General features: G+C 62.1%; 19 protein-coding genes. 10 read left to right on the forward strand and 9 right to left on the reverse strand.

From position 1 onward, the window contains the following. Positions 1–2,300: aconitate hydratase AcnA (acnA, locus tag ABSB13_RS10415; protein WP_428107936.1), on the forward strand; the 2,300-nt coding region annotated here is incomplete at its 5' end. 181 nt (positions 2,301–2,481) lie between these two features. Here acnA and ABSB13_RS10420 read toward each other — a convergent pair. The 5 genes from ABSB13_RS10420 to ABSB13_RS10440 form a co-directional block, all read right to left on the reverse strand. Beyond that, positions 2,482–2,766 (reverse strand): hypothetical protein, encoded by a 285-nt coding sequence (locus ABSB13_RS10420; RefSeq protein WP_428107937.1) that lies wholly within the window; start codon positions 2,764–2,766, stop codon positions 2,482–2,484. An 80-nt stretch (positions 2,767–2,846) separates the two neighbouring features. Beyond that, entirely contained in the window at positions 2,847–3,938 is a 1,092-nt protein-coding gene (locus ABSB13_RS10425) for a phosphotransferase (protein WP_428107938.1), read from the reverse strand. Positions 3,939–4,306: 368 nt separating this feature from the next. Beyond that, positions 4,307–5,449 (reverse strand): HlyD family secretion protein, encoded by a 1,143-nt coding sequence (locus ABSB13_RS10430; RefSeq protein WP_428107978.1) that lies wholly within the window; start codon positions 5,447–5,449, stop codon positions 4,307–4,309. Positions 5,450–5,677: 228 nt separating this feature from the next. Continuing rightward, complete coding sequence (locus ABSB13_RS10435) at positions 5,678–6,436, reverse strand: hypothetical protein (protein WP_428107940.1); 759 nt, start codon at positions 6,434–6,436, stop codon at positions 5,678–5,680. Further along, positions 6,367–8,529 (reverse strand): DUF4382 domain-containing protein, encoded by a 2,163-nt coding sequence (locus ABSB13_RS10440; RefSeq protein WP_428107942.1) that lies wholly within the window; start codon positions 8,527–8,529, stop codon positions 6,367–6,369. Before ABSB13_RS10440 ends, ABSB13_RS10435 begins: the two co-directional genes overlap by 70 nt. A gap of 239 nt (positions 8,530–8,768) precedes the next feature. Here ABSB13_RS10440 and ABSB13_RS10445 point away from each other — a divergent pair, with 239 nt between their 5' ends. From ABSB13_RS10445 to ABSB13_RS10460, 4 genes are all read left to right on the forward strand, one after another. Then, entirely contained in the window at positions 8,769–10,319 is a 1,551-nt protein-coding gene (locus ABSB13_RS10445; protein WP_428107944.1) for an FHA domain-containing protein, read from the forward strand. 70 nt (positions 10,320–10,389) lie between these two features. Continuing rightward, a complete protein-coding gene (locus tag ABSB13_RS10450) occupies positions 10,390–10,698 on the forward strand; it encodes a hypothetical protein (protein WP_428107945.1) in 309 nt (102 codons plus the stop codon). Between the two features lie 6 nt (positions 10,699–10,704). Further along, entirely contained in the window at positions 10,705–10,908 is a 204-nt protein-coding gene (locus ABSB13_RS10455) for a hypothetical protein (RefSeq protein WP_428107947.1), read from the forward strand. 123 nt (positions 10,909–11,031) lie between these two features. Continuing rightward, positions 11,032–11,466: a hypothetical protein gene (locus tag ABSB13_RS10460; RefSeq protein WP_428107948.1), complete on the forward strand. Its 435-nt coding sequence runs from the start codon at positions 11,032–11,034 to the stop codon at positions 11,464–11,466. Between the two features lie 41 nt (positions 11,467–11,507). Here the strand turns inward: ABSB13_RS10460 and ABSB13_RS10465 are convergent, their stop codons facing one another. The 3 genes from ABSB13_RS10465 to ABSB13_RS10475 all read right to left on the reverse strand — a co-directional run bounded on the left by ABSB13_RS10465 (position 11,508) and on the right by ABSB13_RS10475 (position 14,865). Then, entirely contained in the window at positions 11,508–12,872 is a 1,365-nt protein-coding gene (locus ABSB13_RS10465; protein WP_428107950.1) for a DUF1329 domain-containing protein, read from the reverse strand. Between the two features lie 134 nt (positions 12,873–13,006). After that, positions 13,007–13,657, reverse strand: a complete 651-nt coding sequence (locus ABSB13_RS10470) for a 2-hydroxychromene-2-carboxylate isomerase (protein WP_428107952.1) — start codon at positions 13,655–13,657, stop codon at positions 13,007–13,009. A 98-nt stretch (positions 13,658–13,755) separates the two neighbouring features. Next, positions 13,756–14,865, reverse strand: a complete 1,110-nt coding sequence (locus tag ABSB13_RS10475; RefSeq protein ID WP_428107953.1) for an MBL fold metallo-hydrolase — start codon at positions 14,863–14,865, stop codon at positions 13,756–13,758. Between the two features lie 154 nt (positions 14,866–15,019). Between ABSB13_RS10475 and ABSB13_RS10480 the strand changes: the two genes are divergently transcribed. From ABSB13_RS10480 to ABSB13_RS10495, 4 genes are all read left to right on the forward strand, one after another. After that, positions 15,020–15,466: a hypothetical protein gene (locus ABSB13_RS10480; RefSeq protein WP_428107955.1), complete on the forward strand. Its 447-nt coding sequence runs from the start codon at positions 15,020–15,022 to the stop codon at positions 15,464–15,466. A gap of 112 nt (positions 15,467–15,578) precedes the next feature. Further along, positions 15,579–17,276, forward strand: a complete 1,698-nt coding sequence (gene ilvB / locus ABSB13_RS10485) for a biosynthetic-type acetolactate synthase large subunit (RefSeq protein ID WP_428107956.1) — start codon at positions 15,579–15,581, stop codon at positions 17,274–17,276. 54 nt (positions 17,277–17,330) lie between these two features. Further along, on the forward strand, positions 17,331–17,876 hold the full coding sequence (locus ABSB13_RS10490) for a carboxymuconolactone decarboxylase family protein (protein ID WP_428107958.1): 546 nt from the start codon (positions 17,331–17,333) through the stop codon (positions 17,874–17,876). Between the two features lie 61 nt (positions 17,877–17,937). Next, entirely contained in the window at positions 17,938–18,273 is a 336-nt protein-coding gene (locus tag ABSB13_RS10495) for a DUF309 domain-containing protein (RefSeq protein WP_428107981.1), read from the forward strand. Positions 18,274–18,288: 15 nt separating this feature from the next. Here ABSB13_RS10495 and ABSB13_RS10500 read toward each other — a convergent pair whose 3' ends face one another. After that, a complete protein-coding gene (locus ABSB13_RS10500) occupies positions 18,289–18,750 on the reverse strand; it encodes a single-stranded DNA-binding protein (protein WP_428107960.1) in 462 nt (153 codons plus the stop codon). A 130-nt stretch (positions 18,751–18,880) separates the two neighbouring features. Here ABSB13_RS10500 and ABSB13_RS10505 point away from each other — a divergent pair, with 130 nt between their 5' ends. Next, the gene (locus tag ABSB13_RS10505) at positions 18,881–20,554 is read left to right on the forward strand and encodes a ribonuclease J (RefSeq protein ID WP_428107963.1); all 1,674 of its coding nucleotides are present in this window, start codon (positions 18,881–18,883) and stop codon (positions 20,552–20,554) included. Positions 20,555–20,577 lie beyond the last annotated feature (23 nt).

Raw genomic sequence — 20,577 nt, forward strand, 5'->3', positions numbered from 1 at the left:
AGGGCGCATTCGACAACTTCCGCGTCGTTCCGCCCGACACTGGAATCGTTCACCAGGTGAATCTGGAATATCTCGCGCCGGTGGTTTTTTCGTCGAAGAACGGCGAAGCGTATCCGGACACGGTGATTGGCACGGATTCGCACACCACGATGATCAACGGTCTGGGCGTGGTGGGATGGGGCGTGGGCGGAATCGAAGCCGAAGCCGCGATGCTCGGGCGTTCGGTACCGATGCTGATTCCCGAAGTGATCGGATTTCGGCTGGCGGGCAGCTTGCGTCCGGGAGCGACCGCGACCGACCTGGTGCTGACGGTCACGCAGATGCTGCGCAAGAAGGGCGTGGTCGGCAAGTTCGTCGAATACTTCGGGCCGGGGCTCAAGTCGCTGGCGGTGGCGGACCGCGCGACGCTGGGCAACATGTCGCCCGAGTATGGCGCGACGATGGGATTTTTCCCGGTTGACGATCAGACGCTCACTTATTTGCGGCTGACGGGACGCAGCGACGCTCAAATCAAGCTGATCGAGGCCTACTGCAAGGCGCAAGGCCTGTTCAATTCCGTCGATGCGCCCGAGCCGAAATTTTCCGACACCCTTGAACTCGACCTCAGCAGCGTCGTGCCGAGCATGGCCGGGCCGCGCCGTCCGCAGGATCGAGTGGTGCTGACGGCGGCGAAGAGCGGTTTCCGCGGCGAGCTTGCCAAGGAATTCGAGAAACATCCGAGCGTCGATCCCAAAGAGCTGGCGAAGTGGGTCGCCGAAGGCGGCAACGGCGCGTCGGCGGGCGAAGGAGCAGTCGTCGAATCGAAGCTCGGCCATATCGTCAACAAGGTCGAAGTGAATTCCGAGGGCGGGCGCTACGCGTTGACGCATGGCTCGATCGTGATCGCCGCGATCACCAGCTGCACGAACACGTCGAATCCGTCGGTGATGCTGGCGGCGGGAATTCTCGCGAAAAAGGCGGTCGCGCGCGGGCTGACGGTCAAGCCGTGGGTGAAGACCAGCCTGGCGCCCGGCTCCAAGGTCGTGACGCAGTACCTCAAGCGCGCGGGGCTGACCGAGTCGCTCGACAAGCTGCGCTTCAACCTGGTCGGTTACGGATGCACGACGTGTATCGGCAACAGCGGGCCGATCGCGGAGGCGATCGCCGGCGCGGTGAAGCAGGGCAACCTGGTGGCATGCGCGATACTGAGCGGCAATCGCAATTTCGAGGGGCGGATCAATCCCTCGGTGCGGTTCAACTACCTGGCGTCACCGCCGCTGGTGGTCGCATACGCGATTGCGGGCACGATGGATATCGACGTCGAGCATCAGCCGCTGGGCACGGGTTCAGACGGACGTCCGGTGTATCTGCGCGACATCTGGCCGTCGCAGGAGGAAGTGGCGGCGGCTCTGGCGGGTTCGGTCGACGCCGCGATGTTCAAGAGCGAGTACGGGCAGGTGTTCGACGGCGACGAGCGATGGAAGAGCCTGGCCGTGCCGGAGGGCAACCTGTTCCGCTGGGAGAAGGATTCGTCGTACGTGAAGGCGCCGCCGTTTTTCGACGGCGTGACGGCCAAGGTGGGCGAGTTTTCCGATATCAGCGGCGCGCGGGCGCTGGCGGTGCTCGGCGACAGCGTGACGACGGATCACATTTCGCCGGCCGGATCGATCGGGGCCGACAGTCCGGCGGGCAAGTATCTGATCGCGCACGGCGTGGCGCCCAAGGACTTCAACTCGTACGGAGCGCGGCGCGGAAATCATGAAGTGATGATGCGCGGGACGCTGGCGAATATCCGGCTCAAGAACCTGATGGTGCCGGGGGTGGAAGGCGGCTTCACCGCGCATCTGCCGGACGGCCAGCGGATGACGATCTTCGAGGCGTCGGAGCTTTACCGCAAGGCCGGGACGCCGCTGATAGTGATCGCGGGCAAGGAATACGGGACGGGCTCGTCGCGCGATTGGGCCGCCAAGGGCGTACAACTGCTCGGCGTGCGCGCGGTGATCGCGGAGAGCTTCGAGCGAATCCATCGCAGCAACCTGATCGGGATGGGCGTGCTGGCGCTGGAGTTCAAGGCCGGCGACAGCCGCGAGAAGCTCGGACTGACGGGGCAGGAAGTATTTTCGATCACGGGATTGAAGGCGGGAATGAAGCCGCGGCCGGCGGTGAAGGTGCGCGCACAGTCCGGCGGCAAGACGATCGAGTTCGAGGCGACGCTGCGGGTCGATACGCCCGAGGAGGTCGAGTACATCCGGCACGGCGGAATCCTGCCGTTCGTGCTGCGCGAATTGCTTCGGCCCGTGGGCACGGGTAGCCAGGGTTAAGGCCGCCCGGCAGGGGTGACCCCTGCACCCAGTGTCAACTCCGCGCTCCGTTGTCGCGCGGCAGGGGTGATCCCTACCCCGCGGGCTGAGGTCTGCCCCCAGTATTAAGGCCGCCCGCCGCTGGCGGACACGGCCTGTTAGAACAGGTGAAGGGGGAACAATCGCGGCGCGCGCCAGTAGCCTATTGCATGTGACTGGCGGCGGCGCCGGAGACCGTCGAGGTGCTTGGTCCGCCAGCGGCGGCCGGGGCGGAAGCCGTCAGCGCGGGATCGTCGCTTCTGACGCATTTGTAGAAAGGCTGCACCTTCTTCAATTGCGCCTTGCAGGCAGCTTCGGACTCAAGCGTTTTGAACTTGAGCCATTGGGACATCGGCGCCGCGCTGTTCATTTTGTAATTTCCCGCCGCGTCCTGCACTGGCGGAAAAACCGGCGGCGGCAGCATCAGGTACCAGCTAACCAACAGCATCGCAGTTGCATAACACTTTCGCATTCCCAACGTGTTACCGATTTTTTTAGGCGAATGCGAGAGGTGCGGGCGAGCCTGGTTCAGGCGGGCTGGGGGGCGGGCGCGTCGAGCCCGACTGCCGCGCCGCTCTTGCGGGTGGCGTAGCGGCTGAGCAATCTCACGACCGCAGGCGTGACTTCGTGGATAGCTTCGCGGCGGAAGCCCACGACTTCCGGACCGTGCGCCCGCATCATCCCAAGCATCGAGAGCCGCAGCAGCGCCGCGACCGCCTGGCAGTAACGAAAGCGCTCGAAGTCGATCGGCGCCATCGCATGATATAGCGGCAAGTACAACCCCGCGAAGGTCGCGCGAAGCGAGTTGCCGACGATGTTATCGCGCACCCATCGCGGGTTCTCCAGCGCGGACGAGGACAGAATCACCGACGTCATCGCAGCGTCGAGATGGCGATCGCCGACATCGGCGTTTACCCAGTCGATGACCCCGGTCACGCGCAGCCCAGCCACCATCACGTTGAGCGGGTGATAGTCCATGTGCAGGAGCGAATTGGGGCTGTAGCGAAACCTCGACGCGCGTTCGGCAACCAGATTGAGCGCCTCGCGCAGGCCGGGCAGCGGGCCGGTCTCGACGCGATTGGCGATGATCGCGAGCACGCGATCCAGCAGAGGAGAGCCGGCGTCGGCGCCGGCGCCTGCGATCGGCACATATGCGCGCGGAATCTCGCGCAGGCCCGCGCTTGCCGGATCGAGCTTGTGGAGCTTCGCCTGCGCGCGGACGAAGGAAAAAAATGCCATCGAGAAAGTCTTTAACGAATTCGGGAAGCTGCTGATCGTGAACAGCGGACCGCCCGCCAGCCGCTGCATGATGAGGAACGGTGCGCCCAGGGCGCGATGATCGGCCTCGAAGGCGTAGGGGCGCGGGACGCAGTAGCCGGCGGAGAACAGGCTGGCGATGGTGGTGTATTCGCGAGTGCCTTTGGCGTCGGCCTCGGAACCTTGATAGACGCGCAAAACCATCGATTGGCCGGCCGGGATGGCGGTGAACGACTTCGACGCCGATTGAAGCGAGAACTCGAAGACGGTGGTTTCCCATCCGCTGGCAAGGACGTTCAGGCGCGCGATCGGTGCGCAAAGATACCGGGCAAGGCGTTGCTCAATGTCGCAAGAGTCGAGCATTAGATGACGCGCGGGCGAAGAATCCACGCGAACTGGAGCGTAGTACAGGCGGCGAAAAGTCGCAACCGAACTGACACGCGTGTCAGTTCGTGGAGCGGGGAAGGGGAAATCACTTTATTGAATGTGAAACCCTCGGTGGGTTTCACACTTCCTTCGGCAGGGGTGACCCCTGCACTCAGTGAGAAGACGCGAGCAGGGGTGACCCCGGCACCCACCGTTAAGGCCGCCCGCCGTTGGCGGGCGCGGCCCCTGCCAACGGCTCAATACTGCGCAGCCGTCGCCACGGCGATGCGGCCTGACGGCCGGTTAGAACAGGTGCAGGGGGAACAATCGCGAAAAGAGAGCGACACCCCGACTGGGGCGCGGGATCAAGGCATCGAACGAGGCATGAAATGTTGCGGCGTTGCGGCGCGCGGCGGATGTTCGACCGGCGTTGGGGGCATCGGCGCCATCTTGAGCGTCTCGTTGGGGAGAGTCTGATTGCCTTGCTGGAAACGTTGCTGCACGATCGACGTGAGCAAGGGCCCGCTGCGATCGGCGAGATCGATCGTAACCTCGACCGACAGTCCCAGCCGCAGCGGTTTGTCCTGAGGCTCGGGCCCCTCGATAACAATCTTGACCGGCACGCGCTGCACGACCTTGACCCAGTTGCCGGTCGCGTTCTCGGGCGGCAGGATCGAGAAGGCCGCGCCGGTGCCCATGCTGATCGAATCGACGTGTCCATTGTAGGTGTAGTTGGGATAGATGTCGGCGACGACCTCCGCCTTTTGACCGACGCGCACGTCGGTGAGCTGGGTCTCCTTGAAGTTAGCCGTGATGTAGAGCCTGCCCAGCGGTACGATCGCGAGTAGAGGCTCTCCGACCTGGACACGATTGCCAACGTGGGCGGTCTTATGAGTTACGATGCCGGTGAACGGCGCGGTCAGTTTGGTGTAGCCGAGATCGAGCTTGGCGGCTTCCAGAGCGGCTTCAGCCTGCTGTACAACCGGGAGTGCGTAGCGCGAATGGCCGTCGTTGCGCGCTCCGAGGGCGGCCTTGGCCTGGGTCAATTGATGTTCCGCGAGCGCTTCATCAGCCATCGCGATGCCCAGCGCGGTGTTGGCCTGATCGTATTGCTGAATGGAGTTGACGCCTTCTTCCTTCAGCGCCTTGGCGCGCATGAAATCGATTTTCGCCTGCTTGAGCTGCGACACGGTGAGCGACACGCCCGACCGCGCCGCATCCACCAGCGCGTAGAGCTCATCGACGGATTGCCTGGCGCGCTCGAGCTGAGCCTGGGCCTGCTCGACACGGACGTCGAAGTCGCGTGAATCCAGCGTCAACAACAACTGGCCTTCCGTAACCGTCCAGTTGTCCTCGACATAAACGTTGGTGACGGTGCCGGCAACCCGCGAGGACACCAGCGCGACAGTGCCGTCGACGTAGGCGTCGTCGGTGCTGACATGGCTTTCGATGTAGCGATAGTAGCGAAAGCCGGGAATCGCCGCGGCAAGGGCGACAATGATTGCCACTGCCAAAAGGACCCGGCGTACGAGCTGCGAATTCATAGAATGATTTCAGAGGCGGGAAGATCCAGGCGCGTTATCGAATGGCTCGCTCACTTGTTACAAAGGCTAAGTATGACGAATGGGGGAGGCTGTCAAACGAACCGGGACGATCGAGCGCAACTTCGACGCAGCATCAGGCATGCGCGCGAATTGCGCAGCTACCGCGGGCGCTGACTCAAGATGGGGCGCCAGTCATGGCTCGCGAATCGTCGCGTCCGGGCCATGAACGACGGTTGCCACCACTGCGCCGCCGAGCGTCATGTTGAGAGTGAAACTGCCGTAGTCCTGACCTCCGAAAAAGGTGGCATCCACTTTTCCGTCCGGGTTGTCGAACAAAATCAAAGTCGGGGCGCGGCCGTCGATCACCCATCCAGTGCTGACGTCCTCGACCAGCGCCGAGTAGCGCTCATTGAGGGGACCGGAATTGAAAATCCGCAGGTCCGGGTCCGCCGGCGGCGAGATCGAGCTGAGGGTACCCCCGATCTGCAGCGACACGGTGCCAAAAGGTGCGCTGGTGGACTGGACATTGGCCACGCGAAAGCCACTGATTATTTCGACACTCAGCAGGTTGCTGTTGCTGGTGGTTTTGGTCGCGATGATCGCGGCCGGCAGGATGTTGTTGGCGATTATGATGTCAAGTGGGACGACCCCCTGAAGCGTCCACGACGATCGCGAGTCCGATACGGTCGCGATAAATGGCGTGCCGACGGTGCCGAGAATGTCGTACGCAGCCAGCGGCGGACCGTTGGGCGTATTACCGACGCTCCCGGAAAATCCAGTCTGGTTGTTGCAGGCCGCGACTGAAAAGGCCATCGCGGCGCCGAGCGCGCTCATCGACAAAGTCCGCACGAGATTCCGCATGCCCCGGCTTCCCATCGCGATCACGGTGTCGGAGCCGGTGACGGCGTCGGCGGTAGCGGCTGGATTACGTTGCTGCAGATGCCGGGGCATGTGCCGTCGGGATTCTCGCAGGTGGTCGGGCACCTGATCGCTGGCGTCGGAGTCGGACTCGGGCCGCCGGCTGACGGAGGCAGCGGGATCATGACAATCGCGGCGGTGTCGGGAACCGGTGAAGCTGTAGGCGACGACGACGGCGTTGCGTCGGCCTCGGGTGTCGGGAGTTGCCACTCTTGTACCTGATAAGTGTCGGCAGGAGCGCAGAAGGAGTAATTGTTGCTCGGGGTCAAATTCGGCAACTGATTCTGCACGAGAGTATTCGTTATCGCCACGAAGTCGAGCGATACCGTATCTTGCTTCGACAAGACCACCGAGGTGCCGAGGTTGGCGTTGCCGACAATGCCCGTCACGCTGCCGTGACCGATGCACTCGATCGATTGGTCGAAAGGAGTCGGGGTCGCGGTGCTGCATGCGCCCGGCTTGGAGGGCTCCGCCGGTCCCGTAACGCCTGACTTCACCACGATGGTATGGCCCGGATACGGATCGGTGACACCCTGATAGGTATCGATCGTCGTCGCGAACAAATCGAAGGTGGAAACCGAGGGCGGAACGTTAAGCGTATAGCCGATCGTGCCGCCGTTCGAGCTGGTGACGGTAATCGGCATCGGGAGCGCACTTTCAATATTGTTGGTTCCGGCGTCCTCGGCGAATACCTGGACCAGAGTGGTCTGCCCCGGAACGGGTGGTTCTATCGGTATTGCACCGGTGATGTATCCCGTGTTCAGCGCGAAGTCGCACGCGCCGAAAGTAGGAGTAGTGCTGCCGATAGGAGCGCAAGTGCCACCTTTACTGTTCGAAGTCGGAACTGCGTAGACGAATAAAGGATCGTAGCCCGGCGCGGTGACCTCCATCACATAGGGTGTTTTTTTCGGTACCACCGGAACGTTTTCGAACTCGGCGGGAATGGAGATCGTCCCCGGCAGCGGGAAGTAGCCTGTGTTATCGGTATTCGCCGTCGCGACAGCGACGCACAGGGGGGCGTTACCCGGCACTGAGCAGTCGACCGACGAGTTGGGATTGGGCGGATCGGGCGGAATCAGCAACTGCAGCGTCGCACCGACAATGGGCTTTGTGGCGACGCAATTGTCGCTGATCGTTCCCGTGATATTGCCCAGCGTCTGGCCCCCGGTGAGGCTATTTGATCCGGTGAATTCAGCGTTTATCTGTTGTCCCTGGTATAGCGGCAGTAGCCGCTGTGCGGCGTAAGTATCTGCTCCGCCAGCCACCGCTAGGTCATAGAGAGTTCCGAAAGTGGCGGCCGCCGGAAGTATCAGCGTATATTGCCCGTTTTTGACCGGAGTGCTCGCGATCGCGGTATTGGTTCCGATCGCTTCCGCTGTCACCGTCAGCTTGCGGATCTTTCCCGACGCCGAACTCCCCGAGCCCTTACTGCCGTTGACATTCACGGACCCTGTGACTATGCCCGTCTCGGCCGCATTCGTGGGTGGCGTCGTCAACGTGATCGTTACCGTATATGCACCGCCGGGCACCGTAGGCGGCACAGGGGCCGACATTGAGACTTGAAGGATCAACGGCGTCATTATCTTATTTGCCGGAAAGATCAGCCCGTCGGCATTCGAGAAAGTGATGACGTTGTTGCCAGCCAACTGGATGGGGTAACTGATGCATCCGTCGGCGGTGTTGCTGGGGTTGGCGATCGTGCCCGGCGCGTTGGGACAGTCGGGGACCAACGTGCCGGGATTGTTCGAATCGAGCCGGAGCTCGACAATGCGGTAGGTGCCGGCCTGCACACCCGCGGTGTTGAAGATCTGGGGTGTGTTCTGCGAAGCGTTGAGATCGATCTGCAGGTCCGCGTTCCGGCCGGCGTTTCCGATCCCCGGAGGCACCGGAATCGTCTGCCATTTGCCGTTGCCGGGGGCGGCGCTTACGTCGGGATTGATGCGAACCGACTGAACATTGAGGAGAACATTCTGAAAGTTCGGCGGCGGGACGCCTACAAATCCTACCTCGACCATCGCATTTTTGGCCGCCCGGGCCGACCCGACGCCGGCCAGCAGCACGCCAATCACGATGACGAAAGCTACTATCAGGCCGCCAGCGGTGCGATGTACAAAAGAATGTTTCACACGGATTCCATCGAAGAAGAATTGGGTCAGCGTTTGGGATAACCTAACCGTGGTGCGAACGCAAGAATACAATGGCCTGCGTGAACGTCAAATTGATAGCGGAGCTTGACTGATCGCCTTACCGATCCGGAGAATCAATCCCAGCGATGAGCTTGTCGAATCGAAACGCCTGCTGCGCTCTGTTCGCACTTTTCTTTCTGCTTGGCTTCGGGGTTCGAGTGACCGCGGCGGATACGAGCTTGAAAATCACGACAGGAAACCCGGGCCTGGAGCATTTCGACGCCGACGGCGGCGTGCAGCTCGACTTCGGTCTGACCGATCAGAACGGCAATCCGGTGGGCAACCTTCGCCCCGACAACGTGAAAGTATTTGAAGACGGCAAGGAAGCCAAAATCCTCGATTTTCGCGGAGTCGGCCAGGGCCGTCCCGTCGATATCGTGTTCGTGTTGGACGTGACGGAATCGATGCAGCCTTATATCGACGCGGTCAAGCAGAACGTGATCGCGTTTGCGCAGGACCTGCAATCCAACAGCCGCGACTACCGACTCGGACTGGTGACCTTCGAGGACTACGTGGTGTCGGCGTACCCCGACTGCAACTGCGCCTATCGCAACTCGTTTACTTCGGACGTCAAGCAGTTCACCGAGTGGGTGGGCACCCTGCACGCCGGCGGCGGCGGCGACATCCCCGAGGATCAGCTCGACGCGCTCGCCTATGCGGCGAAGTTTCCATTCCGCCCCGAGGCCGAAGGGATCATCATCATAGTCACCGACGCGCCGTCTCATCATGACGGCGACGGCTCGGCCGACACGGCGCACGATCAGGCCTTCTGGGACCATCATACTCGCGGCGTGCAGGTGACGGATCTGACCGGCACCAAAGTCGCCGCTCTGCTCAAGAAAAATGGGCTCACTATGTATGGGGTGGTTCCGCCGCCGTTCATCGCGCCCGAGTACCAGGAAATCGTCGATGCGACGCATGGCCGTTCGTACAATATCATCACGGAAGAAAGCCGCTTCCCGTCGCTGGTGCGCGAGATCGGTCATTCGATCGCGACGGAGTACTCGCTGACCTATCGAACGCCGCGGCCGATTGAAGATGGCACCAATCGCAGTGTCGAACTGAAGATCGATTATAACGGCGAAGCGGGCACGGCCCAAACTGCGTACCAGGTGCGGGGGCTCGGCGGCGCCGCGATTAACGTGCCGGAGGACATGGGCACGGCCGCTGGAAACTCGACCGGCACGGGGCTTGCGCAATTCTCGTTCAGCTGGTGGAACGGAGCGGTACCGTTGATCGCAATCATCGGGCTGTTCGGGCTGTCGCGAATGAGATTCGGGCTTCCGGCCGATGAACTCAAGGCCATCGTGGAGGCGCAGGGCGCGCCCTCACTCCGGATGCCGTCGGCGCCACCGCCAGCGGCGCGCGCGGTCCAGCGCGCGCCCGCGAGAGCGTCGCAAGCACCTACGACCGCGCCCCGCGGGGCGGGAAATACGCAGGGCGCTCGGCTGGTGTCAGTCGATCGCATCGATCCGGTGCCGGCGGAATACGCGCTGATGAAAGACGAGATATCGATCGGCCGCGGCGAGGACAACGATGTCGTCATTCCGCACGCCAGCGTGTCGCGTCAGCACGCGCGCTTGATGCGCCGCGACGGTGGATTCGAGCTGATGGATCTGAATTCGACTAACGGCAGCTACGTCGATGATCGCCAGATCCATGGCTCGGCGTTCGTGAGCGCCGGTAGCCGGCTGCGCCTGGGCGACATCCGGTTCGTGTTGCAGCTGTAACTCGGGTTTCCGTTTACGGTAGCTTGATTGTGGCAATTCCGGCTAAAATAGCTATGGGAGGATTAGCACGATGGCTAAGAAAGCTGCCGGCCCTACCAGCAATGGCTTCGTGACTTTCTTCGAGACGCTCAAGAGAGCTGAGGCAGGGGCCGGTGCAAACGCTCCTCAGTCTGCCGATCTGTTGCGATATATGACCGCGCCTACGACCGTCTCGGAGGTGGCCTCGGTGAGCGGAGTCTCGATTGTTGACCTCGCCGCCGCCCCCAAGGCCCTGCAAGAGGCGGGTTTAATCAATGTCCAAGGGCTTTCTGCCTCTGACAAGATAGATCTTACGCCAATGGGTGAAAAGCTGGCGGCTTCGATGGCCACGGCGGCGTAACGGACGTTGGCGGCGATCTCTCGGGCTCTCGGGCTCGTTCTGGCAGCACTGGTGGAGAATCAAGACGCGCTCTATGCGATGACATTTGGCTCGTTGGTGGCTATTGGCGAGTTGGTTTCGCGTTACCGCGACCACCCCATCCGAGCGGTGCGGTCGCTGCCGGGACTGACTTATATCGGGATCAACGCTGCTGCCGCATTACTGGCGTAGTTCCTGATTCAAGTCTTCGACTGGAAGTTCATCAGCAGCGAAAATCCCCAAGCGGTCGAATGGGCACGGATCCTCGTGGCCGGGTTCGGTTCAAGCGCGCTATTCCGAAGTTCTCTGATTTCGATGCGCGCCGGTGATCAAGTCGTCCCGGCGGGACCCGCTTCATTTCTTCTTTCGGTGCTCCGCGCAGCGGATTCTGCCGTCGATCGGCTTCGCGCCGCCGACCGCAGCAAGGCGGTAGCAGAGACGATGAGCGGAGTATCATTCGAACGCGCGTTTGAGAGTCTGCCGGGCTACTGTCTGGCACTGATGCAGAACCTGCCGGAGGCAGATCAGGCTAAATTGGGGAAGCAGCTGGCGACGATCAAGGCGCTTAAGATCGATGATGAGGTCAAATCGCTGCTTCTTGGTCTTGCGCTGATTGATGCTGTGGGTGAGTCGGTCTTGGCCCAGGCGGTGAAATCGCTCGAATGGAAGATCAAGACTCCAGCTCCGCCTCCGTTGCCGCCAAAAGGTGCGGCTCCGGGTGCGCAACCCTCAACTCCGGTAAGAGGTTAGACATCCGGTTCGTGTTGCAGCTGTAGGTCGCTTTTTCCCGATCAGTGGCCGGCTCGCTCGAGCGCCTGAGGCGCCAGCATTGCGTTGTCCACGGTTCCCATATCGATATACCAGCATTCGTGATCGGGCGCGGTCGCTCCGGGCATATAGACGACCGAAGTGTAACCGGTGTCGAGATCCTCATCGACCAGACCCAGTTGGAACATCCGCTTGTATGGATAAATGGCGACTGTCGCGTCCGGCACCGGCCGGTCGCGGTAAGTATTAAAGGTCGCGATGGTCTTCCACAGCTTGCCGTCGCGATCGTACTGATCCGACGCCGTGATGAACCATCCTTCTGAATCAATGTAGAAGATTCGCTTCGGAATCGTCGCGTCATGGCCCGGCTTCGAGTCCGCTTCGATCACGTACAGATGGCGCATCTCCCAGTCTTCGGGGCAAATGGTTTTGCCGCCATCGAAGGGGCATTGCGGTTCGGGCGAATGCGCGGCGTGGACCGACGCAAGCATCTGCTTCTCGCCCAGGAAGCGGTAGTTGAAATCTTCGATTTTCGCCGAGAAGCCGAAGTATGAGTCCGGATCGAGCGTGTTAGCGAAAGCACTGCCACCGCCGGCTCCTCCCGCGCCACCCGCGCCGCCCCCGTAACCTCCGCTGCCTCCTCCTCCGCCGCCGCCGAATCCCGGCAAAGCACCGATGGCGTCTGAGAGCACCGCCGGGGATTCACGGCGCAGCCTGCGCGCGGCGGGGCTGAACACCCAGGTGTTGTCCTCGACCGCGGGATCGATATGCCTCTGCCGCACCATCCCGTAGCCGCGCAGCGACGACGGTTCCATGAACGGATAGAAGCCGAAGCGATAACGGATGCCACTGGCCACGCCGTCGGGATCGGTTGGTATCGGAGGCACCTCGATCCGCCCTATGTTGTTGTAGAAGGCGAAATGCCCCACCGTGTAGTAGCTCAACGGCGAGCCGGTGGGGTTCTTGTCGAAGGCGGCAACCTCGGGATAGCGCATATCGATATCGTCGCTGTAGAGCGGCCGGTAGCTGAAATTCCACATTACCTTGGTCGCCACTTGGGGATCGTTCGGATCGACCAGCGGAAACGGCTGGCCGGAGACGTAATTCTTGAGCGTGCCGTCGGCCCCGAGCTGGACCTGGCCCGAGTACTTCTCGGTGGCGGCTCTGAACGGCGGCGGCCATTCGAGCTTGTCGGTCGGCACGATCCTGAGTTGCATGCCCTCGCGGACCAGCACGTAGTTGCCGGGGCTGACCAGGTCGGCGACCTTGGATGCATTGTCCTTGGTGATCACGTCGCCGGGTTTGACGTCGGCTTGGGCACGCGGCAACGCGCACAGCATCGCCGCCAGCAAGGTTCCGGCCACGATTCGCAACGATGACTCTCGCATGTGTACCCCCATGGTGCGCGGCGCCTATTCCGGCGCGTCGGGAGCCATCTTACAACAGTCGGGCTCGATCGAAAATGTCTCGATCGAGAGCCGGACTTTTGCGGCTGAACGGTTTTTTATCGCGCTTGTGCCACTCAATGGCGGCGGGCGAGTCCGTTTCGTTGCATGCGCCATCGCAGCAGATCGAAGCGGTCCTGCCCGAAAAACGGCTCGCCGTTGAAGACCATCAGCGGGACGCCCCAATGCCCGGCGCGCTTCTGCGCGGCCTCGCTTTCGGCGATCACAGCTTCATAACGATCGGGATCGCGCTCGATTTCCGAATCGAGGCGCGTGAGGTCCAGCCCTGCGCGCTGCGCCGCTGCGGCGAGATGGCCGCCGAGATGCCAATCCCTGACGCCGCCGAAAATAACTGCGCTCACCGCTGCAAGGAACGGCAGTCCCTTGCCCGCAGCGGCGGCGGCGACGCCCAACCTCGTCAACCTGTGGATGTACGGTTGCTCGCTGGCCACCTCGCCGGTGCTCATGTTCATGACGATCGGATCGGGGCTGGGCCAGCTGAACGGCATGCCCAGCATCTCCGCGATCCGCGAACAATCGCGAAGCAAATAGGGCGGCCACATCGGGTTCACCTGTTTGAAAAAGCCAGGAATCCGCACCGCGATCGGATAAACCGGCCGCACATTGGCCTTCACGTCGTACTCGTGTTCGAATTCAATCAGACGCGGCGTAACGAGGTAGGAATACGGCGAGCGAAAGGACCAGAACAAATCATATTCGAGTGTCATCCAGCTTCTCCGACCGGTGGTTGAAGTCCGCAATTCGACCCGCGGTTATCTCGTCCGCTAGTTGTTTCATTGCTTATCGCCGAAGTTCAGCGCGCCTGCTAGTTGACGCTGGAGGTGTCGATTGTGCCTGAACCCGCCGGCAATGTGAGCAGCATCCCGTCGTATCCGAGCACGACGCCGTGCGCCCGCACCGCGCCGACCCCGCGCATGAATGCCATCCGCACGAAGGCGTTAGGCGTCGGCGGTCCGATATGGCTCAGCACCAGGAGCCGCACGCCCGCTTCGTTCGCCTCGGCGGCCGCGACCTCGGGCGTCGTATGGTAACGGAGGATGTCGGACATGATCTTCGCAATCCGCGCGTTTCCCCGCCCGATAGCCGCCGCTTCGATAATCTTCACCATCGACGCCGACTGCGCTTCATGGATCAGCACGTCGACGCCGCGCGCCTGCGCCACCAGGTTGGCGCATTTGGTCGTGTCGCCGCTGATCACCACCGAGCGCCCCTTGTAGTCGAATCGGTAGCCGTATGCGGGCGCGACCGGCGCGTGATTGACGGTAAAGGCGGTGACTTTGAGCCCGTTCTCTTCGAGGACGGTCGCCGAGCCACCCGCGCACGGCCCGGCGCCCGGCGCGGTATCGATCTTCACCACGTGCGGTTCCATCGTCCAGTTGGCCGGCGGCATAAGTGCGGTGCCGTGATGCGCCTCGCGATAGTCCCGGTCCAGCGCGTAGGCCTGCGCGAATCCGCCCACCACCACCTCGACGCCAGGCGGCCCGTAGACGCGCAACGGGGTCGCCCGGCCCTGCGCCCACGTCTGCAGGTTAATCTCGCCAAGCTCGCCGATATGATCCGAGTGGTAGTGCGTCAGCATCACGGCCGCCAGCTTGGAAACCGGCAGATGCCACAGCGCGAGGTTCTTACCTGCGCCCGGGCCGGCGTCCACCAGGTACATATTGCCGCCGGCGAAAACCGCCGTGCACGCATCCGCCCGATTGGGATCGGGAAGCGGATTTCCGGTCCCGCACAGGACCACGCGGAGCGCGTCGTCGGCGAGGAGATCATTGCGCGTTGCGCCAAGGGTCCGCTCGACCATCCGCCTCAGCAGCGCATCCTGCACCGCCGGCACGTGCGCCATCCACCACCCGAGTCCGGCCAGCAGCACCAGGGCTGCGCCGCAAGCGGTGAGACGTTTTGCCGATCGCGACATGATTGTTGAGTTCCTCTCGTCTGCGCTCCGAGTTGCCGATTAAACCAGACGGCCGCCCATTGCAAGGTTTCAAGCTCTCGCTCGAAGGCGCCTTGCTTGATCGTTCATCGACGCGCTCTCTATGATTGAGCAAAGAGCGACAGAGGTCACTCCCATGAAAAAGACTGTCTCCAGCATCGGTCTGTTCGCGCTCGCGATTTCGGCGCTCGTATCTATCGCTGCCCGAGCCGATGCGCAGATGCGCCCGATGATGATTCCGCTTCCCACCACGATGGTTATCAGCAAGCCCCCGCCGGGCGAGATCTACGGTAACAAGCAGGTAGTCACGATGGGCGTAAGCGGGAAAACCTACAAGTTCGTGCTGAATGACGCCTACGTTGACGATCCCATGGGCAAAGTCCATTGGCCTGACATCTGGCAGTTGGTCCGCCAGTACAATCCCAACTTCAACGTGACCGGTCTCGAAGAGGAGACGTTCCAGAACATGCAGCCGGGCCAGACCCTGACGGTGCGCGGCATGTTCTCCGCGAACAATCAGACATTGGAAGTGGTGGGCACGGAACCGGGAGCCGGCCGCTTCGGTCCCGCCCAGCATTACTAGAGCGTCGAATCGATCCGACCATTCCCGCTTTTGAGCACAAGTTGTGCCGACCTCCGCGGGTAGTGTACCTTTGGAGGCTCAAATCACGGGGAATTTTGCCAAAAATCGGTAAATGAAAAAACTTACGGGAGCACAAATCATTGTCGAGAGCCTGATTGCCGAGGGCGTCGATGTTGTCTTCGGCTATCCCGGCGGCGCGATCCTGCCGACTTACGACGCGCTACTCGACTCAAAGATCAAGCACATTCTGGTCCGCCATGAGCAGGGCGCGACCCACATGGCGGAAGGCTATGCGCGCGTCAGCGGACGCCCTGGCGTCGTCATCGTCACCTCGGGTCCCGGCGCGACCAACTGCGTCACGGGAATCGCCGACGCGTACATGGATTCCACCCCGATGGTGGTTTTGTCGGGGCAGGTTCCGACCACGATGATCGGCAACGATGCTTTCCAGGAGGCGGACTTCGTCGGCATCACCCGCCCGTGCACCAAGCACAATTTCCTGGTGAAGAACGTCAAGGATATCTCGCGCATCATCAAGGAAGCGTTTTATATCGCCGGCAGCGGACGTCCCGGTCCGGTGGTGGTCGATTTGCCCAAGGACGTGCAACAGGCCGAGCATCTTTTTCACCTGCCCGAGAAAATCGAACTGCGCGGCTACAAGCCGATAATTCGCGGCAATCCGCGCCAGATCGAGCGCGCGATCGAGGCGATCGAGAAAAGTTCGACGCCGCTGTTCTACGTCGGCGGCGGCGTGCAATGGTCCGGTGCGGCGCCCGAGCTGCGCGAACTGGTTAAAGGACTTGGTATTCCAATTACCGAGACGTTGATGGGATTGGGATCGTTCCCCGCCTCCGATCCGCTCCGGCTCGGGATGCTCGGGATGCACGGTTCGTATGCCACCAACACGGCGGTGTGCAACACCGATTGCCTGATCGCAGTCGGTGCGCGCTTCGACGATCGCGTCACCGGCAAGATTTCTGAATTCGCGCCGAAGGCCGAGACGATTATTCACATCGATATCGACCCGTCGTCGATTTCGAAGAACGTCAAAGTCGATATTCCGATCGTCGGCGATATCAAGTCGGTACTCACCGACATGCTGACCACGATTAAGAGCCGCGAGAGTATGGCGAAGCGCCACGCCGATTGGACGAAATGGCATCAGCAGATCCTCAAGTGGCAGAAGGAGAAACCGCTCTACGAGAACATTCATCGTGGCGAGAGCGTCTCCCCGCACGACGTTATTGCCGAACTGGCCAATCTCACCAAGAGCGATTGCATTCTGGTTACTGACGTCGGGCAGCATCAGATGTGGGTAGCTCAGATGTTCCCGTTTGAGCATCCCCGCTCATGGCTGACCTCCGGTGGACTGGGCACCATGGGCTACGGATTGCCGGCCGGGATCGGTGCGACATTTGCCGCGCCTGACAAGAAGGTCGTGGTGGTCTCGGGCGACGGCTCGATTCAGATGAATATCCAGGAACTGGGTACCGCGGTCCAATACAAAGTCGATATCAAGGTAGTCATACTCAATAACTACTTCCTCGGGATGGTTCGCCAATGGCAGGAGAAGTTCTACGCCGAACGGTATTCATACACCGCGATGTCGGTGCCGAATTTCGTCAAGCTGGCCGATGCCTACGGGGCGCGCGGCTTCCGAATTGAAAAATCGAAAGATCTGGTCGCCACGATGAAGGAAGCATTCGCGACCCCCGGTCCGGTACTCATCGACATCGTGATCCCCAAGGAAGAGGCGGTGATGCCGATGATTCCGCCCGGCGGCGCGATGTCCGAGATGCTGTTCGCCTGAACGAGGGCCGCGCTGTCGAAGCCGGGAATATCTTTTTCCGCAGGAGACGCACTCATGGCCGCGCGCGTACCGTATCTGAATCGCGAAGACCTTCCCGAAGCCGAGCGCGTCATCTTCGACAACCTGGCCGCGGAGAGTGGCGGCACCGTCGGCAATCTCTTCCGCGTACTCGCGCATACGCCAAAATTTCTGCGCCGCTTCTGCTCGATGGGTAACAGCCTGCGCAACAAGACCGCGCTCGACCCGAAACTCCGCGAACTCGCGATCCTCACCGTGGGACGGCTGACCGATGCGCAATACGAGTTCGTCCATCATTTGAGCATCGCACGGCGCGTCGGCGTCTCGCGCGAGCAGCTCCAGGCGCTTGCCGACTGGGAGCAGTCCTCGAAGTTCAGCGACCATGAGCGCGTCGTGATTCGTTACGCCGTCGAGGCCACCAGCAACGTGCGCGTGACCGACGCGACCTGGAATGCCCTGAAGACGTTTCTCGATACGCAGCGCATGATGGAACTGGTGCAGAACGTCGCCTTCTACAATATGGTCGTGCGCATACTGGAGCCGGTCGGCGTCGAGCTCGAGCCCGGCGCGACCAGGGATTAGCGCCGCGCCGCAACACCGAAACACCGATTCGCCGCCGCCCCCCGACTTCTTCGAACAGGGAATCGAGCTCTTCAATCAGGGGCGCTTCTTCGAGTGTCATGAAGCATGGGAGGAAATCTGGAAGCGCTCCGACGGCGCGGTGAAGCTTTTTTACCAGGGATTGATCCAGGCTGCGGTCGCAATTCTGCACGCGCAGCGCGGAAACCTCGAGGGCGCACGCTCGCTGTATCAGAAAGCGTCGGCCAGGCTCGATTCAATTCCGTACGAGCACATGGGTCTCGCAGTCGGCGATCTGCGCGTCGAGTTGAGCCGATTTATTGAAATCGCATGCCGCGCGGACGCCGGCCCGCTTCCCGCTCCTCCGAGATTGCGCCGAATCCGGAAATCACGCGCTTAGAACGGCGCCTCCGCTCTAGAACGGGATGTCCTCGTCGTCCATCGGCGCGACGTCGTCGCCCGCGCCGCCACCGCTTGCGGGTGCGCGACTGCGAGCGCCGCCGCCGGCGTCTCCCGCCTCATCGCCCATCGGAGCGCCGCCGCGCGAGCTCAGGAACTGCACGCGCATCGCGACAATCTCCGTGACCTTGCGCTTGCCGCTGCCGTCTTTCGCTTCGTACTCGCGGTAGGAAATTCTGCCCTCGATGTAGACCGGGCTTCCCTTTTTCAGATACTGCGCGCAGGTCTCGCCCTGTTTGCCCCAGACGATGATGTTGTGCCAGTCGGTGCGGTCCTGCCGCGTCCCGCTCTTGTCGGCGAACGACTCCTTGGTCGCAATCGAAAAGTTGGTGACCGAGGTGCCCGAGTTGGTGAACCGGGTTTCGGGGTCGCGTCCCAGGTTGCCGATTAGAATTACTTTGTTTACCGACGCCGCCATCTTCGCCACCTCATGATCCGAAAACTAGCCCCGCCCCGTTCTCAAGGCAAGGCGCAGCGTCCGGACCCCGCCTTTCGCCTGCGTTTTCTGACCGATATAATTCGCCTCGGTGCGGAGGCAGGATAGGGCGATGGCGGTAAGCACTTCCACGACCGCTGCGGTCCGAATTGTAGCGCTGGGCGGGTTGGGCGAAATCGGGCTCAACCTGATGGCGATTGAATGCGCCGGGCGCGCGATCGTGATCGATTGCGGTGTGATGTTCCCCGACGAGCCCGCGCTCGGATTGGGTACCTATATACCCGAGATGGCGTGGCTCGAGCGCAGCCACGTCGCGGTTGAGGCGGTGGTTCTCACCCACGCCCACGAGGATCACATCGGCGCGCTTCCGCATCTGCTGCGCCGCTTCAACGTTCCCGTTTATGGAACCGATATAACGCTCGCGTTTACCCGCCGGCGCCTCGCCGATGCGGAGTTCGACGATCCGGTCGATCTGCGGACGATTGCGCCGCGGGGGGTATTCGAGGCTGGCCCGTTCACGGTCGAACCGATTCGGGTCACGCATTCGACCCCGAACTCGATTGCGCTGGCGATTCGAACTCCCGCCGGGATCATCGTTCATAGCGGCGACTTCAAGATCGATGACGCTCCCGTGGACGGCGAGCTGTTCGATCGCCAACGCTTCGCCGAGCTTGGTGAGGAAGGCGTTGCTGTCCTGCTCTCGGATTCGACCAACGTCGAGCGCCCCGGCCGCTCGGGCTCGGAAAGTTCGCTCAAGCCCGTCCTGCGCGAGCTCGCATCGCGCGCGCGCGGAAGGTTTTTCCTGTCGGCCTTTTCGTCGCATCTGCATCGGATTCGCCAGGTGGTCGAGGTCTCGCGCGAGTTCGGCCGCCGGGTCGTTCCGCTCGGACGCGCGATGGCCGATAGCGTGCGGCTGGGCCTCGAGACCGGCCAGCTTCCATTTGCGCAAGCGATGTTTGTCGAGCCGGGCGAGGCCGAGTTCATCGACGGCAACCGGCTGAGCTATCTGACCAGCGGAAGCCAGGGCGAACCGCTCTCCGCGCTGGCCAAACTCGCCGCCGACGCCCACCCGCGCGTGCGTATCGAGCATGGCGACGTGGTCGTGCTGTCATCGCGCTTCATTCCCGGTAACGAACGCACCATCAACACCCTGGTCAATCGTCTCTACCGGCAGGGTGCCGACGTCGTTTACGACGCGGTCGCTCCGGTTCACGTTTCGGGGCACGCCAGCCAGGACGAGTTGGCGGAGTTGATCGCGCTCACCCGGCCGCGCCACTTCATCCCGATTCATGGCGAGTATCGTCATCTGAGCCGCCACGTCGCGCTCGCAATTGCCGCGGGGATACCCGAGGACAACTGCTTCCTGCTCGAAGACGGCGATTCGCTGACTCTCAGCCCCGGTGCCCAGGCGCGTCGCGGACCCACCGTCGAGGCGGGCCGCGTGATGCTCGAAGGCGCCGACGGCGGCGATCCCGCCGTGATTGGCGAGCGCCGGGTGCTCGCGCGCGACGGCACGGTAACCGCCGTGCTGGTCCTCTCGTCGAAAACCGGGCGCATCGTTGCGGGCCCCGATCTCCTTTCGCGGGGGCTGGTTAGCGGCGATGGAACTTCCGAGCACATGCGCCGCGCCAAGCAGGAATTAACCCGCCGCCTGGGCGTGCTCGGCGGTTCCCTGCGCGCCAATGACCCCCTAGTGAAGGAAGAAATCGTGCGCGCGATTCGGCGCTACTTCAGCGACGAACTCGGCAAGCGGCCGCTGGTGATTCCTTACGTGACGGAGGTGTGACCCCCATCGCGCGCAAGGAGAAA

The sequence above is a fragment of the Binatus sp. (SeqCode) genome (assembly GCF_050013435.1).
In the GTDB taxonomy this organism is placed as follows: Bacteria; Desulfobacterota; Binatia; order Binatales; family Binataceae; genus Binatus.

Coding starts and splice junctions, on each gene's coding strand:
- ABSB13_RS10420 (WP_428107937.1), bottom strand. CDS start 2,766: ATGCTGTTGGTTAGCTGGTACCTGATGCTGCCGCCGCCGGTTTTTCCG.
- ABSB13_RS10425 (WP_428107938.1), bottom strand. CDS start 3,938: ATGCTCGACTCTTGCGACATTGAGCAACGCCTTGCCCGGTATCTTTGC.
- ABSB13_RS10435 (WP_428107940.1), bottom strand. CDS start 6,436: ATGCCCCGGCATCTGCAGCAACGTAATCCAGCCGCTACCGCCGACGCC.
- ABSB13_RS10450 (WP_428107945.1), top strand. CDS start 10,390: ATGGCTAAGAAAGCTGCCGGCCCTACCAGCAATGGCTTCGTGACTTTC.
- ABSB13_RS10460 (WP_428107948.1), top strand. CDS start 11,032: ATGCGCGCCGGTGATCAAGTCGTCCCGGCGGGACCCGCTTCATTTCTT.
- ABSB13_RS10465 (WP_428107950.1), bottom strand. CDS start 12,872: ATGCGAGAGTCATCGTTGCGAATCGTGGCCGGAACCTTGCTGGCGGCG.
- ABSB13_RS10470 (WP_428107952.1), bottom strand. CDS start 13,657: ATGACACTCGAATATGATTTGTTCTGGTCCTTTCGCTCGCCGTATTCC.
- ABSB13_RS10475 (WP_428107953.1), bottom strand. CDS start 14,865: ATGTCGCGATCGGCAAAACGTCTCACCGCTTGCGGCGCAGCCCTGGTG.
- ABSB13_RS10480 (WP_428107955.1), top strand. CDS start 15,020: ATGAAAAAGACTGTCTCCAGCATCGGTCTGTTCGCGCTCGCGATTTCG.
- ilvB (WP_428107956.1), top strand. CDS start 15,579: ATGAAAAAACTTACGGGAGCACAAATCATTGTCGAGAGCCTGATTGCC.
- ABSB13_RS10490 (WP_428107958.1), top strand. CDS start 17,331: ATGGCCGCGCGCGTACCGTATCTGAATCGCGAAGACCTTCCCGAAGCC.
- ABSB13_RS10500 (WP_428107960.1), bottom strand. CDS start 18,750: ATGGCGGCGTCGGTAAACAAAGTAATTCTAATCGGCAACCTGGGACGC.
- ABSB13_RS10505 (WP_428107963.1), top strand. CDS start 18,881: ATGGCGGTAAGCACTTCCACGACCGCTGCGGTCCGAATTGTAGCGCTG.